Here is a 14556-nt window from a genome sequence, read left to right as displayed (position 1 = left end):
GTGAAATTCTCCGTGATCTTCGAGGCGCAGTTGGCGGATCCCACCGTCGAGCGCGAGCACCGGCTGTTCCACGACTGTGTTCAACAGGCCGTGTACGCCGAGCGGATGGGCTTCGACCGCATTTGGGCGGTGGAGCACCACGCGCTGAAATGGTATGCGCACATGAGCGCCCCCGAGATCTTCCTGACCTGGGTCGCCGCCCGCACCTCCACCATCCGGATCGGGCACGGCGTGGTCTGCATGCCGTTCCGGTTCAACCATCCCGTCCGCGTCGCCGAGCGCGCCGCCACCCTCGACCTGCTCTCCGGCGGCCGGCTCGACCTCGGCGCGGGGCGCGGCGGCACCGAGCAGGAGACCTCGCTGTGCGGCGTCGACCGGGACCGTACGACGCGGGAGGTGGAGGAGGCGCTGCGGATCATCGGCGCGGCCTGGCAGAAGGAGGAGCTCGAATACCACGGCGAGCTGATCGACATCGCCCCGCATCCCATCCTGCCCCGGCCCGCACAGGCGCCCCACCCGCCCCTGTTCCTGGCGTGCAGCCGCACCGACACCCTGGCCCGCGCGGCCGAACTCGGCGTCGGCGCCCTGGTGATGGGCTTCGCGGGGCCCGACTCCATCGCCGAGATGCGCCGCACCTACGACAGCGCGCTCGCGGCCCGCACCGGCGAAGGGTTCGTCTCCACCGCCGTCAACGACCACTTCGCGGTGCTCTGCCCCACCATCGTCTCGGACGACCGCGCGGAGGCCCGGCGCATCGGCATCCGGGGCCAGCGCTTCTTCGCCCAGTCCATCGGGCACTGGTACGGCGGCGCGGGCATCCCCGACGAGGCCGTCGTCGAGGGCTCGGACGAGGCCGCCGCGATGCGCGTCGCCGCCGAACAGGTCGCGGCCCGACTGCACGAGCAGCACATCCCGGTCCGCCCCACCTCCACCGCGACCTTCAACGCCGATCACGCCTACGGCACCGCCGACGACGCGATCGCCCACGTCGAACGGCTCAGGGACGCGGGCGCGGACGAGGTGATGTGTCTGATCCAGATGGGGACCGTGCCGCAGGAGGCCTGCATGGAGACGCTGCGGCAGTGGGGCGAGAGGGTCATCCCGCACTTCACGACGGACACCCGCCGTGGCTGACGGCCGGCGGCCCGCGGCCGGCCCGGCCTCGCCGGCGGCGGAGGGGGCCCCGCCCGCGCCCGACGCTCAGCGGCGCGTAGCCGGCCCGGCCTCGCCCGCGACGGAGGGGGCCCCGCTCGTGTCCGGCGGGCAGCGGCCCGCAGCCTGGCCGGACGCGCGCCCAACGGGCGAGCGGAGAAAGGGAGTTGACCGTCTCGCGCCCGAGGCCCGCCGCTGGGCCGATGTGCTCGCCTCGGTCTTTCCCGATGTGGGCGGTATGGTCACCGACGCCACCGAGGCCCGGCGGATCCTCGCCGGCGCGTCCTCCTCGCCGGGCGTGCCGCCCCCGGTCGGCGCCGTGACCGACCGCCCGGTGCCGGGCCCGGCCGGCGCCCCCGACATCCCCGTCCGCGTCTACCGGCCCGCCGCTTCCGGCCCCGCCCCCACCGTGGTCCACCTGCACGGGGGCGGCTGGGTCCTGGGCGGCCTCGACCTGTACGACCGCACCTGCCGGGCGCTGTGCCGGGCCGCGGGCGCGGTCGTGGTCTCCGTCGACTACCGCCTGGCCCCCGAGGCCCGCTTCCCCGCCCCCGTCGAGGACGCGTACGCGGCGCTCCTCTGGGCCGGGCGGCATCTCGGGGACCTCGGCGGGGCCGCGGGCCCGCTCGTCGTGGCGGGCGACAGCGCCGGCGGCAACCTGGCCGCGGCGGCAGCCCTGCTCGCCCGCGACCGCCACGGCCCGCCGCTCGCCCTCCAGGCGCTGCTCTACCCGGCGCTCGACGCCTCCCGCGACACCGCTTCGTACCGCGCCAACGCCCACGGCTTCTACCTGACCGCCACACATCTGCGCTGGTTCTGGGAGCAGTACCTCGGCCCGGGCGGCGACGGCGGCCATCCGCTCGCCTCCCCGCTGCGGGCCGACCTCGCGGGGCTGCCGCCGGCCCACGTCGTCACGGCGGGCTGCGATCCGCTGTGCGACGAAGGGCGCGCCTACGTACGGGCCCTGCGCGCGGCCGGGGTCCACGCCGTCGACGACCACTGCCCGGGGATGTTCCACGGCTTCGTCGGCCTGGCCGACGTGCTCCCCGAGGGCCGGGCCGCCCTTACCCGGCTCGCCGCAGCCATAGCCGTGCCATTGCCCTGACACAGGAAGAAGAGCGGCGCAACTGAAAGATCGCAGGATAATTTATTGTGCTTCCTCTTGAGGGGAAGAACCGAACGCGGATACGGTGTCTTGACGCTAGGTTCTCCTGTGGAGGAAGTGACATGACGGAAATTCTTGTGCAGGACCCGGCCGTGGGGGGCGCAACAGCCGACCTGCGGGTGGTCGACCACCCCGCATGGCCCGCGCTCAAGAATGCCGTCGAGGAGATCCGGCCCTGGCAGTCCAAGGACGGCTCGATCGACTTCGATGCCGAGGGCGCCCCCGCCCGCGCCGTCGTCGACGCGACCCTCGACCAGGTGATAGCCGCGGTGGAGCAGCTCTCCCCGCTGCTCCCGCACGACGCCGACTACCACCGCGCGCTCGTCGACGACCTGCGCAAGTGGTCCGACAGCGCCTTCGACGTGCCGGACTTCCTGGACTCGCTGATGCGCTTCCACCCGGCCGCCGACCGCGCCGACGGACTCCAGCGCCTGGTCCTCTTCCCCATGTACACCCAGAACGGCAACCCCGACCGCAACCTCGAAGCGGTCGTCCTGCGCATGGTCTGGCCGGAGTGGCTCGCCGACCTGGAGGCCACCCGCTACGACAACCCGCTGTTCTGCGGCATCACCTTCGAGGACTTCACCGCGGGCTACGACACCCACTCCGCGGTCCTCTTCCCCGAGACCATCGCCGTGCGCGAAGCCCCCGAGCGCTTCACCTGGGGCGGCATCTTCTGCGACCGCGAGGCGGCCCGCTTCCGCGCCGTCACCGAGGCGTCCGTCGACATCCTCGGGCTCGAACTCCCCGCGGACATCCGGGAGTTGGTGGCCGACCAGGAGCGCTGCGAGAAGGCCTTCGTGCTGTGGGACATGGTCCACGACCGCACCCACAGCCACGGCGACCTGCCGTTCGACCCCTTCATGATCAAGCAGCGCCAGCCGTTCTGGATGTACGGCCTCGAAGAGCTGCGCTGCGACCTCACCGCCTTCAAGGAGGCCGTGAAGCTGGAGGCCGAGGGCAACCAGCACGGCCGCGACGTCCAGTACGCCGTGCTCTTCGACCGGATGTTCCGCTTCCCCGTCTCCGGCGACCGGGTCCGCAACTACGACGGGCTCGGCGGCCAGCTCCTCTTCGCCTACCTGCACCAGCACGACGTGGTGCGCTGGACCGACAACAAGCTGCACATCGACTGGGACCGCGCCCCGCAGGTCACCAACCAGCTGTGCGCCGACATCGAGAAGCTCTACCGCGACGGCATCGACCGCCCCAAGCTGGTCCACTGGTTCGCCGCCTACGAGCTGGTCTCCACCTACCTCGCCCCGCACCCCGGATCGCGCTGGGCCAAGGGGCCCGACGCCCTGGACCTGACGCAGCCGCCGCGCAAGCTCGTCGACGACGTGCTTCCGGACGAGTTTCCGCTCAGCATGTTCTATGAGGCGCTCTCCAAGAAGCTGAAGAACGTGATCGCCTCCACCAAGGGGATCACCGCCGCTTCCGCTCCGGCCGGAGCCGCCGCGTGAGCTCTCGTACCGAAGGCTCCGAAGGTTCGGAAGGGGCGAGGAAAATGAACAACGGACCTCTCAACGGCGCCGTCGTCGCCGTGGCCGGCGCGGCGGGACCCGCCGGCCGGGCCGCCCTGCTCCGGCTCGCCGAGGCGGGCGCGGTCGTCGTGGGCGCCGACGCCGACGTGGAGCGCCTGGCCTCGGCCGTGGACGCCGCGCGGTACGCGCACGGCGGCGCCACCGTCACCGGTGACACCGTCGACCTCCTCGACCTCCAGGCCACGCGCGACTGGGCCGACCGCATCCAGAAGGACTTCGGCCGCGTCGACGGCCTGGTCCACCTCGTCGGCGGCTGGCGCGGCGCCACCTCCTTCCCCGAGACCGACCTGGCCGACTGGGACCTGCTGGAGAAGCTCCTCGTCAAGACGGTGCAGCACACCTCGCTCGCCTTCCACGACGGGCTGCTGCGCAGCGACCGGGGGCGGTTCGTCCTGGTCAGCCAGTCCGGCGCGCACAAGCCCACCGCGAACAACGCCGCCTACAACGCGGGCAAGGCCGCCGCCGAGGCCTGGACGCTGGCGCTCGGCGACGCGTTCCGCAAGGCGGGGGGCGAGGACGGCCCGGGGGCCGCTGCTGCGATCCTGGTGATCAAGGCACTGGTGCACGACGCGATGCGCGCCGAGCGACCCAATGCGAAGTTCGCGGGCTTCACCGACGTCACGGAGCTGGCCGACGCCATCGCCGGAGTCTGGGACAAGCCCGCCCAGGAAGTGAACGGACAGCGCCTGTGGCTGACCCCCAAGCCGTGAGGACGGACGCGCGAGCGCACCACGACCCGGCGGTGCGCGGCTTCGCCAGCGACAACTACGCCGGCGCGCACCCCGAAGTCCTCGCAGCCCTCGCCCTCGCCAACGGCGGTCATCAGATCGCGTACGGCGAGGACGACTACACCGACCACCTCCAGCGCGTCATCCACAGCCACTTCGGCTCCGGCGCGCAGGCCTACCCCGTCTTCAACGGCACCGGGGCCAACGTCACCGCACTCCAGGCGCTGACGGACCGCTGGGGCGCGGTGGTGTGCGCCGAGAGCGCGCACATCAACGTGGACGAGGGCGGTGCGCCCGAGCGCATGGCCGGGCTCAAGCTGCTCACCGTGGCCACGCCCGACGGCAAGCTGACGCCCGAGCTCATCGACCGGCAGGCCTGGGGCTGGGAGGACGAGCACCGCGCCATGCCGCAGGTCGTCTCGATCACCCAGAACACCGAACTGGGCACGGTCTACACGCCCGACGAGATCCGGGCGATCTGCGAGCACGCCCACGAGCGCGGCATGAAGGTCCACCTCGACGGGGCGCGGATATCCAACGCCGCCGCCTCCCTCGACGTGCCGATGCGTACGTTCACCAGTGTGGCCGGCGTGGACGTCCTGTCGTTCGGCGGTACCAAGAACGGCATGCTGTTCGGTGAGGCGATCGTCGTCCTCAACCCGGACGCCGTCCACCAGATGAAGCACATCCGCAAGATGTCCATGCAGCTCGCCTCCAAGATGCGCTTCGTGTCGGTGCAGTTGGAGGCCCTGCTCGCCAAGGACCTGTGGCTGCGCAACGCCCGCCACTCCAACGCGATGGCCCAGCGCCTCGCCGAGGGAGTGCGCCAGGTCGACGGCGTGGAGATCCTCCACGAAGTGCAGGCCAACGCCGTGTTCGCGCGCCTGCCGCACGACGTCAGCGAGCGGCTCCAGAAGCGCTACCGCTTCTACTTCTGGGACGAGACCGCCGGCGACGTCCGCTGGATGTGCTCCTTCGACACCACCGAGGACGACGTCGACGGCTTCCTCGCGGCACTGAAGGAAGAAATGGCGCGCTAGCGCGGGCCCGCCTGAATACCTATGCGGCCGACCGTAAAGTCATTGACTTGCGGTCGGCCGCATTCGTACGCTCACGGGCCATGGAGCTCATCCAGCACAAACCCCAACTCGCTTCCTATCTCGTCGCGGACGAGGTCGTCGACCATGGACACCCGGCGGTGCGCGACCTGGCCGCCCGGCTCAAGTCCGAGACCAGCGACGCATACTCATACGCCCAAGCGGCCTTCACCTATGTGCGGGACCGGATCCCGCACTCCTCGGACTCCGGTGATCCCCGCGTGACCTGGCGCGCCTCCGACGTGCTCGCGTGGCGCACCGGGATCTGCTGCGCCAAGGCGCACGCCCTCGCCGCGCTGCTGCGGGCCGAAGGCATCCCGACCGCGTTCTGCTACCAGCGCCTGACCGAGAACGGCGCCGGCCCGGCGCTGCACGGTCTCATCGCCCTCAGGCTGCCCGGCGCCGACGCCTGGGCGCGGCAGGACCCGCGCGGCAACGTGCCGGCCGGCGTGGACGCCCAGTTCTCCCTCGATGAGGAGCGGCTGGCCTGGCCCGTACGGGCAGAGTTCAGCGAAGTGGACTATCCAGTACTCTTTGATGAACCGCACCCGGCGGTGGTCGCCGCGCTCAAGGCCGCGCCCGACCGGCCGTCGCTGTGGCCGATCTATCCGACCGAACTGTGAGGCACCACCGATCATGACGCTCGCACTCACCGTGTCCGACGAGGTCCGGACGCTCGCGCCCGCCTTCACCCATGTCGCCGTCGAGGCCACCGGCCTCGTCAACGCGCCCAGCGACGCGGCGAGTTCGGCCCTGCTCGACGACGCCGCGCGCCGCCTCGCCGAGCGCCTCGCGGGCCGGGCCCCGCACGAGGACCCGCACATGGCCGCCTGGCGCGCCGTCTACACCGCCTTCGGCTCCAAGCCCAACCGCACCCGCAACTCGGCCGAGGCGCTCGCCAAGCGGGCCCTGGCCGACGGCGGCCTGCCGCGCGTCAACCGGCTCGTCGACGTGTACAACGCGATCAGCGTCGCCCACCTGGTGCCGGTCGGCGGTGAGGACACCGCGCACATCAAGGGCTCGATGCGGCTGGTGCGGGCGCGTGGCGAGGAGGCGTTCCACACCGTCGCGGGCGGCGAGCCCGTCGTGGAGCACCCGGACGCGGGCGAAGTGGTGTGGCGCGACGACGAGGGCGTCACCTGCCGCCGCTGGAACTGGCGCCAGGGGGTGCGCACCCGCCTCACCGAAGAGTCGTCCGACGCGCTGTTCCTCCTGGAGGGCATGGCTCCGCACTGCGACCTCGTCACGGCCGGCGCCGAACTGGCCGGACTCCTGGAGAGGTTCAGCCCGGGGGCGCGGATCACGGTCCACCCGCCGGTCGGCGGCTTCGAGCCCGTCACACCCGCCGTGCAGGAGTGACGATTCAGCCGGCCGCCTCGGCGGCCTTCACCTGCTCGGCCGTCGGCGCGGTGCCGCCCAGGTGCGCCGGCACCCACCAGGTGTCGCTCGCGTCCTTGGGACGTACGGGATAGGCGCGCTGCGCGGCCTCCAGGAGCTCCTGGCAGCGCTCGCGCAGCCGCCGGGTGATGGCGCCCGCGTACTGGTCGGCGGGAGCCTCCACGGGCTCGCCGACACGAATGGTGACCGGGATGTGGCTGCGCTTGAAGTTGCGCGGGCGGCCCTTGGTCCACACCCGCTGCGTCCCCCACAGCGCCATCGGGATCAGCGGCACCCCGGCCTCCTGGGCGAGGCGCGCGGCACCCGACTTGAAGCTCTTCAGCGTGAACGACTGCGAGATGGTCGCCTCCGGGAACACCCCGATCACCTCGCCGGAGCGCAGCGAGGCCAGCGCGTGCTGGTAGGCGTCCTCGCCCTGCTTGCGGTCGACCGGGATGTGCTTCATGCCGCGCATCAGCGGGCCGGAGATCTTGTGCCGGAACACCGACTCCTTGGCCATGAAGCGCACCAGGCGCTTCTGCGGCAGCGCCGCGAGCCCCGTGAAGATGAAGTCCAGATAGCTGATGTGATTGCTGACGAGCACCGCCCCGCCGGTGCGCGGGATGTTCTCCGAACCCTGGGTGTCGATCTTCAGGTCGAGCGCCTTGAACATCGCACGTGCGGCGCCGATGACCGGCCGATAGACGAGTTCTGCCATCAGAGGGGAGACCCTTCGTGTGCCCGGGGAGGGTGCTCCCGGAGTCATAAGTTACGCGCCCGTAGGTTTCGGGCTTTGGGCAGATGGTGCCCGATGCGAGCCGAGCTGGCCAGTCCTGGCGCTCTGCGCAGGGGAGATTCTCGTCACGTCTTCGCAGGTCGGGGCCCGGGGGGAATCATTGCGAGCCGATGCGTGCTGCAACCGTACGTCAGAGCAGGTAGTGGCCGCGTGAAGACGCGGACGGACAGGTGAGGGTGGACGGCGCGTGGGCGACGACGGCGGGCGCAGGCTCGGCGAGGCCGAGTTGGGGGCCGTGCTCGGCAGGCGGGCCACGCTGGTGCAGTTCTCCAGCGCGTTCTGCCAGCCCTGCCGGGCGACCCGGCGCACCCTGGCCGGGGTCGCCGCGATGGTGGACGGCGTCGCCCATGTGGAGATCGACGCGGAGGAACGGCTCGTTCTCGTACGGGAGCTCGGCATCGAGCGCACCCCGACCGTGCTCGTGCTCGACGCGGCGGGCCGCATCGTGCGCCGCGCGGCCGGTCAGCCGCGCCGGGCGGACGTCATCGCCGCCCTCGGGCAGGCGGTCCGGGACACGGCCCCGGGGGCGCAGTGAGGGATCTCCCACATCCCGGAAGGCACTTGACGGTGAGCGTGCTCAATCGTCAGTCTGACGATGTGCCGACAGACCTCCTTCTCTATGGACGCGCCCATGTGGACCTCGCCCGCAACGCGAGCGCGCGCTGTCCGGGCTGCTGAAGACCCGCAGCCCTTGTCGCACCTCTTGCAGAAGGACAATTCCATGACGGCTTCGCCCGAGCTCGGTACCGCCCAGACCGCCTCTCCCGAACTGCTCAGGTCGGTCTTCCGCCAGCACGCCGCCGGTGTCGCGGTGATCACCGCCCAGCGCGCCGGCCGGCCCGTCGGTTTCACCGCCACCTCCCTCAACTCCGTCGCCGCCGAGCCCCCGTTGCTCTCCTTCGGGATCGGCACCGGCTCCTCCAGCTGGCCCGTCGTCGCCGAGGCCGACCACATCGGCGTGCACATACTCGGCGAGCACCAGCAGGACCTGGCCGCCACCTTCGCCCGCAGCGGAGCCGACCGGTTCGGCCCCGCCACCGCCTGGCGCTCCGGCCCCGAGGGCGTGCCCGTCCTCGACGGCGTCCTGGCCTGGCTGGTGTGCAAGGTCGTGGCCCGCATCCCGGCCGGCGACCACCGCATCGTGCTCGGCCAGGCGGTCGTCGGCGACCCGGCGGGAGCGGGCCGCCCGCTCCTCTACCACCAGGGCCGCTTCAACGCGTTGCGCGACTGAAAGTTCCCTGATCACGTCGATTGCTCACCGTTGGCAACGTCACAGTTCAAAGCGCTTGCTCAGTGGGCACAAGCTGGGTGTACTGACGAGTAATATTTCGTTCGGAGCGCCGGTCGCCCCGACCGGAAACCGCCCCATCAGGCGCCTATGCTGCGTGCAACAAGGCAGCCCAGAAATGACGATGCAGTAGGAGAGCCGGCGTGAGCTTGAGGATCGTTGTCTGTGTGAAGTACGTGCCCGACGCCACCGGCGACCGGCACTTCGCCGATGACCTGACCGTCGACCGCGACGACGTCGACGGCCTCCTTTCGGAGCTCGACGAGTACGCGGTCGAGCAGGCACTGCAGATCGCCGACGAGGCGGACGACGCGGAGATCACCGTGCTGACCGTCGGCCCCGAGGACGCCAAGGACGCGCTGCGCAAGGCGCTCTCCATGGGCGCCGACAAGGCCGTCCACGTCGAGGACGACGACCTGCACGGCACCGACGTGATCGGCACCTCGCTGGTCCTGGCCAAGGCCGTCGAGAAGACCGGCTACGACCTGGTCATCTGCGGCATGGCCTCGACCGACGGCACCATGGGCGTCCTTCCGGCGCTCCTCGCGGAGCGCCTCGGCGTCCCGCAGGTCACGCTGCTCTCCGAGGTCTCGGTCGCGGACGGCGTCGTCAAGGGCCGCCGCGACGGCGACACCGCCTCCGAGCAGCTTGAGGCGTCCCTGCCGGCCGTCGTGTCCGTGACGGACCAGTCGGGCGAGGCCCGCTACCCGTCCTTCAAGGGCATCATGGCCGCCAAGAAGAAGCCGGTGGAGTCCCTGGACCTGGGCGACCTGGACCTGGAGGCCGACGAGGTCGGCCTGGAGGGCGCCTGGACCGCGGTGGACTCCGCGGCCCAGCGCCCGGCCCGCACCGCCGGCACGATCGTCAAGGACGAGGGCGAGGGCGGCAAGCAGCTCGCTGAGTTCCTCGTGAGCCAGAAGTTCATCTAAGTGCCGCACCGGTCCGGGAACCCTTCGGACCGAGTCCGCACTTAGGGCTCGCCGAGCCCCTCAACTGCCCGCCTTTTCTTCGCACTTGCAGGAGATTGAAGTCCCATGGCTGAAGTTCTGGTCTACGTCGACCACGTGGACGGCGCCGTCCGCAAGCCCACCCTCGAACTGCTGACGCTGGCCCGCCGCATCGGCGAGCCCGTCGCCGTCGCCCTCGGCGCCGGTGCCGAGAACACCGCCGCCACCCTCGCCGAGCACGGCGCGGTCAAGGTCCTCACCGCCGACGCCCCCGAGTTCGCCGACTACCTCGTCGTACCGAAGGTGGACGCGCTCCAGGCCGCGTACGAGGCCGTCTCCCCGGCCGCCGTGCTCGTCCCGTCCTCCGCCGAGGGCAAGGAGATCGCGGCCCGCCTCGCGGTCCGCATCGGCTCCGGCATCATCACCGACGCCGTCGACCTCGAAGCCGGCGACGAGGGCCCGGTGGCCACGCAGTCCGCGTTCGCCGCCTCCTTCACCACCAAGTCCCGTGTCTCCAAGGGCACCCCGGTCATCACGGTCAAGCCGAACTCGGCCGCCGTGGAGGCCGCCCCGGCCGCGGGCGCCGTCGAGGCCCTCTCCGTCACCTTCTCCGCCCTCGCCACCGGCACCAAGGTCACCTCGCGCACCCCGCGCGAGTCGACCGGCCGCCCCGAGCTGACCGAGGCCGCGATCGTGGTCTCCGGCGGCCGCGGCGTCAACGGCGCCGAGAACTTCTCGGTCATCGAGGCCCTCGCCGACTCGCTCGGCGCGGCCGTCGGCGCCTCGCGCGCCGCGGTGGACGCCGGCTGGTACCCGCACTCCAACCAGGTCGGCCAGACCGGCAAGTCCGTCTCGCCGCAGCTCTACATCGCCAACGGCATCTCCGGCGCGATCCAGCACCGGGCCGGCATGCAGACCTCGAAGACCATCGTGGCCGTCAACAAGGACGCCGAGGCCCCGATCTTCGACCTGGTCGACTACGGCGTGGTCGGCGACCTGTTCCAGGTCGTCCCGCAGCTCACCGACGAGGTCAACTCCCGCAAGGGCTGACCTGCGAGTTCAATCCGGTCCCGGGGCCGCGTGGTGATCCTCACCGCGCGGCCCCGGGCCGTTTCGGACAACCATTGACGCAGGCGGACCGGCCTACTAACTTCGCTATACGGATTGTTGATTCCGTGAAGCGGAAAAGTTTCGACCGTGTGGAGGATGCAGGATGGGTCAGCAGGAGCAGGTGGCAACGAGCCTCGCCGGCGTCGTCAGCGAGGAGATCAGTGCCTCGCTCGTCGCCGTGGACGAGGAACTCGCCCGCCGTTACCCGGGCGACCCCGGCACCCGCCAGCCCGTACACACCGTCTACGTACCCGGCGACACCTTCACCGCGGACACCATCCGCACCTGGGGCGACCAGGCCCTCGCCGCGCTCGACGAGCACGCCCCCGACGCCGCCTCCTTCGCCCGCGTCCTCGGCATCGCCGACGAACTCGCCGCCCCCGTGTACGACCGGGTCCGCGCCAAGCTCCAGCGCGAACCCGTCGAAGACCTCCGCGTCGACTTCGAGGACGGCTACGGCCCGCGCCCCGACGCCGAAGAGGACGCCGACGCCGCCCGCGCCGCCCGCCTCATCGCCGAAGCCTTCAAGAACGGCACCGCCGCCCCCTACATGGGCATCCGCATGAAGTGCATGGAAGCCGCCGTACGCGACCGCGGCATCCGCACCACCGACGTCTTCCTCACCACCCTCATGCACAACGGCGGCCTCCCCGACGGCCTCGTCCTCACCCTGCCCAAGGTCACCTACCCCGAGCAGGTCACCGCCTTCGTCCGGCTGCTCAGCGCCTTCGAGAAGGCCCACGGTCTGCCCGAAGGACGGCTCGGCTTCGAGATCCAGATCGAGACCAGCCAGTCCATCCTGGCCGCCGACGGCACCGCCGCCGTCGCCAAGATGATCGACGCCGCCCAAGGCCGCGCCACCGGACTGCACTACGGCACCTTCGACTACAGCGCCTGCGTCGGCGTCTCCGCCGCCTACCAGGCCAGCGACCACCCCGCCGCCGACCACGCCAAGGCCGTCATGCAGGTCGCCGCCGCAGGCACCGGCGTACGCGTCTCCGACGGCTCCACCAACGTGCTGCCCATCGGCACCACCGCACACGTCCACGAAGCCTGGCGCCTCCACTACGGCCTCACCCGCCGCGCCCTGGCCCGCGCCTACTACCAGGGCTGGGACATGCACCCCGGCCACCTGCCGACCCGCTACGCGGCCGTGTACGCCTTCTACCGCGAAGGCCTGGAGCAGGCCGCAGGACGCCTCGCCGCCTACGTCGCCAAGACCGAGGGCGACGTCATGGACGAGCCCGCCACCGCCAAGGCCCTCAGCGGCTACCTGCTGCGCGGCCTCGACTGCGGCGCCCTCGACAACGCCGAAGTCGCCCGCCTCACCGGCCTCACCCGCGCCGACCTCGACGCGTTCGCCTCACCCCGCCGAGGCAGCCTCACCGTCACCGCCCCGTAACCGCACCGGGACCCCACGGCCGCAAGGCCCGCCACCCCTGCCCCGTACCCTGTACGCGACCACAATCGCCACACAGGGACGGGGCAGCGGTGAGCACGGGGGAGAGCCAACTACTGGCCGGCCGGTACCGGGTCGTCGAGCGGCTCGGCCGCGGCGGCATGGGCGTGGTGTGGCGCGCACACGACGAAGTCCTCGGCCGCGAAGTCGCCGTCAAGGAACTGCGCACCTTCACCGACGCCTCCGCACCCGAACTCGGCGACCTCAAACTGCGCATGCAGCGCGAGGCCCGCGCCGCCGCCCGCGTACGCCACCCCTCCGTCGTCGCCGTCCACGACGTCACCGAACACGACGGCCGCCCCGTCATCGTCATGGAACTCATCGACGGACCCTCCCTCGACGGCGTCCTCACCGAACGCGGCCTCCTGGAACCCGGCCAGGCCGCCGCCATCGGCGCCGACGTCCTGCACGCCCTCGCCGCCGCCCACCGGGCCGGCGTCCTGCACCGCGACGTGAAACCCGGCAACATCCTCCTCGACGCCTCCGGCCGCGTCGTCCTCACCGACTTCGGCATCGCCGCCATGGACGACCCCGGCGACGGCTCCGCCACCCACCTCACCCGCAGCGGCGAGCTCGTCGGCTCCCTCGACTTCCTGGCACCCGAACGCGCCCAGGGCCACCAGCCCGGCCCCGCCTCCGACATCTGGGCACTCGGCGCCACCCTCTACGCCGCCGTCGAAGGCGCCGCACCCTTCCGCCGCACCTCCACCTGGTCCACGCTCAACGCCATCGTCGTCGAACCACTGCCCCCGGCCCGCCGGGCCGGCCCCCTCGGGCCCGTACTGCTGCGCCTGATGGACAAGGACCCCGCCCGCAGGCCCGACGCCGCGACCGCGGCGCGCCTCCTCACCGAAGCCGCCGAAGCCGCCGAAGCCGCGGCAGCCACGGACGCCCGGCCCACCGCACCGACAGCCGTGACCACCACCCCGATACGGGCCGCGGCCCAGCCGCCCGCCCAACCCCCGCGCGACGCGACCGTACGCGACGTGGCACCGCACCGCCCCGAGGGATTCGGCCCGGCCACCACCCCGGCCCCCGACCCCGCACCACAAGCCACCGCCCACCGGCCCGAGGGCTTCGGCCCCGTGGTGACCGACCTGACGACCGCGGGACCGGCACAGCCCGAACGACCGGCGGCGGCCGGACGCGGACGCGGCAGAGCCCTGATCGCAGCCACCGCGGCCGCCGTCGTCCTCATCGGCGGGGGAGCCGCCTACGCACTCCTCGGCCACGACGACGCCAAAGCCGACGCACACGCGGCGGGAGCCACGAACGGCGCGGCCCCCGGCGCCGCGGACGACCGGGTCGGCGCCGCCGGCCTCGGCACGGCCGGACCCTCCGCACAACCCACCCCCAACTCGCCCACACCCAAGGCGAGTTCCAGCACCAAGCCGCCCGCCAAGGACGACCCCGCCAAGGGAGCGAAGCCCGGCGCGCCGACCGACCCGAAGAAGAACACCCCGAACACCCCCACCACCGGAGGCACCGCAGGCACCGCAGGCACCGGGGACAAGGGAGCCGGGGGAGGCGGCGGCGCACCCCCCGCGGGCAGCTGCGCGCCCATCGCCGGCGGCAAGTTCAACTGCCAGGTCTGGCGCGCCGCGAAGTCCGTCCGCCAGAACGGCGCCGCCGCGGGCGTACTCAACACCGGCACCAACTACTTCTACTGCCAGACCGACCTGGGCCGCCGCGAAACCTACGGGAAGTGGACCAACACCTGGTGGGCCAGGACCGACGACGACAGCGGCAACACCAACGTCTACGTCAGCGTCGTCTACCTCAAGGGCGGCGACAACAACCAGCCCGTCCCCGGACTCAAGACCTGCTGACCAACCGCACGAGCCACCGGCGCACCCCCACCCGCCCGCTGCCACCGGCGCACCCCCACCCGCC

The 14556-nt window shown here is 71.9% G+C and carries 14 protein-coding genes; 13 read left to right on the top strand and 1 reads right to left on the bottom strand.

All coding sequences use genetic code 11. The features are described from left to right. The 7 genes from ACFYNP_RS14715 to ACFYNP_RS14685 all read left to right on the top strand — a co-directional run bounded on the left by ACFYNP_RS14715 (position 1) and on the right by ACFYNP_RS14685 (position 7045). Positions 1–1134 carry an LLM class flavin-dependent oxidoreductase gene (locus ACFYNP_RS14715; protein ID WP_388785624.1) on the top strand — a complete coding sequence of 378 codons (1134 nt, stop codon included), beginning with the start codon at positions 1–3 and terminating at the stop codon, positions 1132–1134. 118 nt (positions 1135–1252) lie between these two features. Then, complete coding sequence (locus ACFYNP_RS14710; RefSeq protein ID WP_388785623.1) at positions 1253–2257, top strand: alpha/beta hydrolase fold domain-containing protein; 1005 nt, start codon at positions 1253–1255, stop codon at positions 2255–2257. A gap of 122 nt (positions 2258–2379) precedes the next feature. Beyond that, positions 2380–3780, top strand: coding sequence for a DUF6421 family protein (locus ACFYNP_RS14705; protein WP_388785621.1), 1401 nt, complete (start codon positions 2380–2382; stop codon positions 3778–3780). A gap of 44 nt (positions 3781–3824) precedes the next feature. Beyond that, positions 3825–4571 (top strand): SDR family NAD(P)-dependent oxidoreductase, encoded by a 747-nt coding sequence (locus ACFYNP_RS14700; RefSeq protein WP_388413253.1) that lies wholly within the window; start codon positions 3825–3827, stop codon positions 4569–4571. After that, positions 4568–5629 carry a threonine aldolase family protein gene (locus ACFYNP_RS14695; RefSeq protein ID WP_388413587.1) on the top strand — a complete coding sequence of 354 codons (1062 nt, stop codon included), beginning with the start codon at positions 4568–4570 and terminating at the stop codon, positions 5627–5629. Before ACFYNP_RS14700 ends, ACFYNP_RS14695 begins: the two co-directional genes overlap by 4 nt. Positions 5630–5709: 80 nt before the next feature. Continuing rightward, positions 5710–6309, top strand: a complete 600-nt coding sequence (locus ACFYNP_RS14690) for a transglutaminase domain-containing protein (RefSeq protein ID WP_388785619.1) — start codon at positions 5710–5712, stop codon at positions 6307–6309. A gap of 13 nt (positions 6310–6322) precedes the next feature. Next, positions 6323–7045, top strand: a complete 723-nt coding sequence (locus tag ACFYNP_RS14685; protein WP_388785617.1) for a B3/4 domain-containing protein — start codon at positions 6323–6325, stop codon at positions 7043–7045. Positions 7046–7049: 4 nt separating this feature from the next. Here the strand turns inward: ACFYNP_RS14685 and ACFYNP_RS14680 are convergent, their stop codons facing one another. Continuing rightward, on the bottom strand, positions 7050–7781 hold the full coding sequence (locus ACFYNP_RS14680) for a 1-acyl-sn-glycerol-3-phosphate acyltransferase (RefSeq protein ID WP_100572942.1): 732 nt from the start codon (positions 7779–7781) through the stop codon (positions 7050–7052). Positions 7782–8046: 265 nt separating this feature from the next. Here ACFYNP_RS14680 and ACFYNP_RS14675 point away from each other — a divergent pair, with 265 nt between their 5' ends. The 6 genes from ACFYNP_RS14675 (at position 8047) to ACFYNP_RS14650 (ending at position 14492) form a co-directional block, all read left to right on the top strand. Then, complete coding sequence (locus ACFYNP_RS14675) at positions 8047–8394, top strand: TlpA family protein disulfide reductase (protein WP_388413260.1); 348 nt, start codon at positions 8047–8049, stop codon at positions 8392–8394. Between the two features lie 186 nt (positions 8395–8580). After that, entirely contained in the window at positions 8581–9090 is a 510-nt protein-coding gene (locus tag ACFYNP_RS14670; RefSeq protein ID WP_388413261.1) for a flavin reductase family protein, read from the top strand. A 200-nt stretch (positions 9091–9290) separates the two neighbouring features. Next, a complete protein-coding gene (locus ACFYNP_RS14665; RefSeq protein WP_351674693.1) occupies positions 9291–10076 on the top strand; it encodes an electron transfer flavoprotein subunit beta/FixA family protein in 786 nt (261 codons plus the stop codon). Positions 10077–10181: 105 nt separating this feature from the next. Next, entirely contained in the window at positions 10182–11144 is a 963-nt protein-coding gene (locus tag ACFYNP_RS14660; RefSeq protein WP_388785615.1) for an electron transfer flavoprotein subunit alpha/FixB family protein, read from the top strand. Positions 11145–11307: 163 nt separating this feature from the next. Beyond that, the gene (locus ACFYNP_RS14655; protein ID WP_388785613.1) at positions 11308–12606 is read left to right on the top strand and encodes a DUF6986 family protein; all 1299 of its coding nucleotides are present in this window, start codon (positions 11308–11310) and stop codon (positions 12604–12606) included. Positions 12607–12695: 89 nt separating this feature from the next. Continuing rightward, entirely contained in the window at positions 12696–14492 is a 1797-nt protein-coding gene (locus ACFYNP_RS14650) for a serine/threonine-protein kinase (RefSeq protein ID WP_388785611.1), read from the top strand. The last annotated feature ends 64 nt before the right edge of the window (positions 14493–14556 follow it).

Origin of the sequence: Streptomyces sp. NPDC006691, assembly GCF_042869955.1 — a bacterium.
In the GTDB taxonomy this organism is placed as follows: domain Bacteria; phylum Actinomycetota; class Actinomycetes; order Streptomycetales; family Streptomycetaceae; genus Streptomyces.
The sequence above is the reverse complement of the archived record's forward strand: the minus strand, read 5'-3'. Positions and strand labels throughout refer to the sequence as shown.

What these genes read in the sequence shown, in the direction of transcription:
- ACFYNP_RS14705 (WP_388785621.1), top strand. Translation starts at nt 2,380, where the DNA reads ATGACGGAAATTCTTGTGCAGGACCCGGCCGTGGGGGGCGCAACAGCC.
- ACFYNP_RS14700 (WP_388413253.1), top strand. Translation starts at nt 3,825, where the DNA reads ATGAACAACGGACCTCTCAACGGCGCCGTCGTCGCCGTGGCCGGCGCG.
- ACFYNP_RS14690 (WP_388785619.1), top strand. Translation starts at nt 5,710, where the DNA reads ATGGAGCTCATCCAGCACAAACCCCAACTCGCTTCCTATCTCGTCGCG.
- ACFYNP_RS14685 (WP_388785617.1), top strand. Translation starts at nt 6,323, where the DNA reads ATGACGCTCGCACTCACCGTGTCCGACGAGGTCCGGACGCTCGCGCCC.
- ACFYNP_RS14680 (WP_100572942.1), bottom strand. Translation starts at nt 7,781, where the DNA reads ATGGCAGAACTCGTCTATCGGCCGGTCATCGGCGCCGCACGTGCGATG.
- ACFYNP_RS14670 (WP_388413261.1), top strand. Translation starts at nt 8,581, where the DNA reads ATGACGGCTTCGCCCGAGCTCGGTACCGCCCAGACCGCCTCTCCCGAA.
- ACFYNP_RS14660 (WP_388785615.1), top strand. Translation starts at nt 10,182, where the DNA reads ATGGCTGAAGTTCTGGTCTACGTCGACCACGTGGACGGCGCCGTCCGC.
- ACFYNP_RS14655 (WP_388785613.1), top strand. Translation starts at nt 11,308, where the DNA reads ATGGGTCAGCAGGAGCAGGTGGCAACGAGCCTCGCCGGCGTCGTCAGC.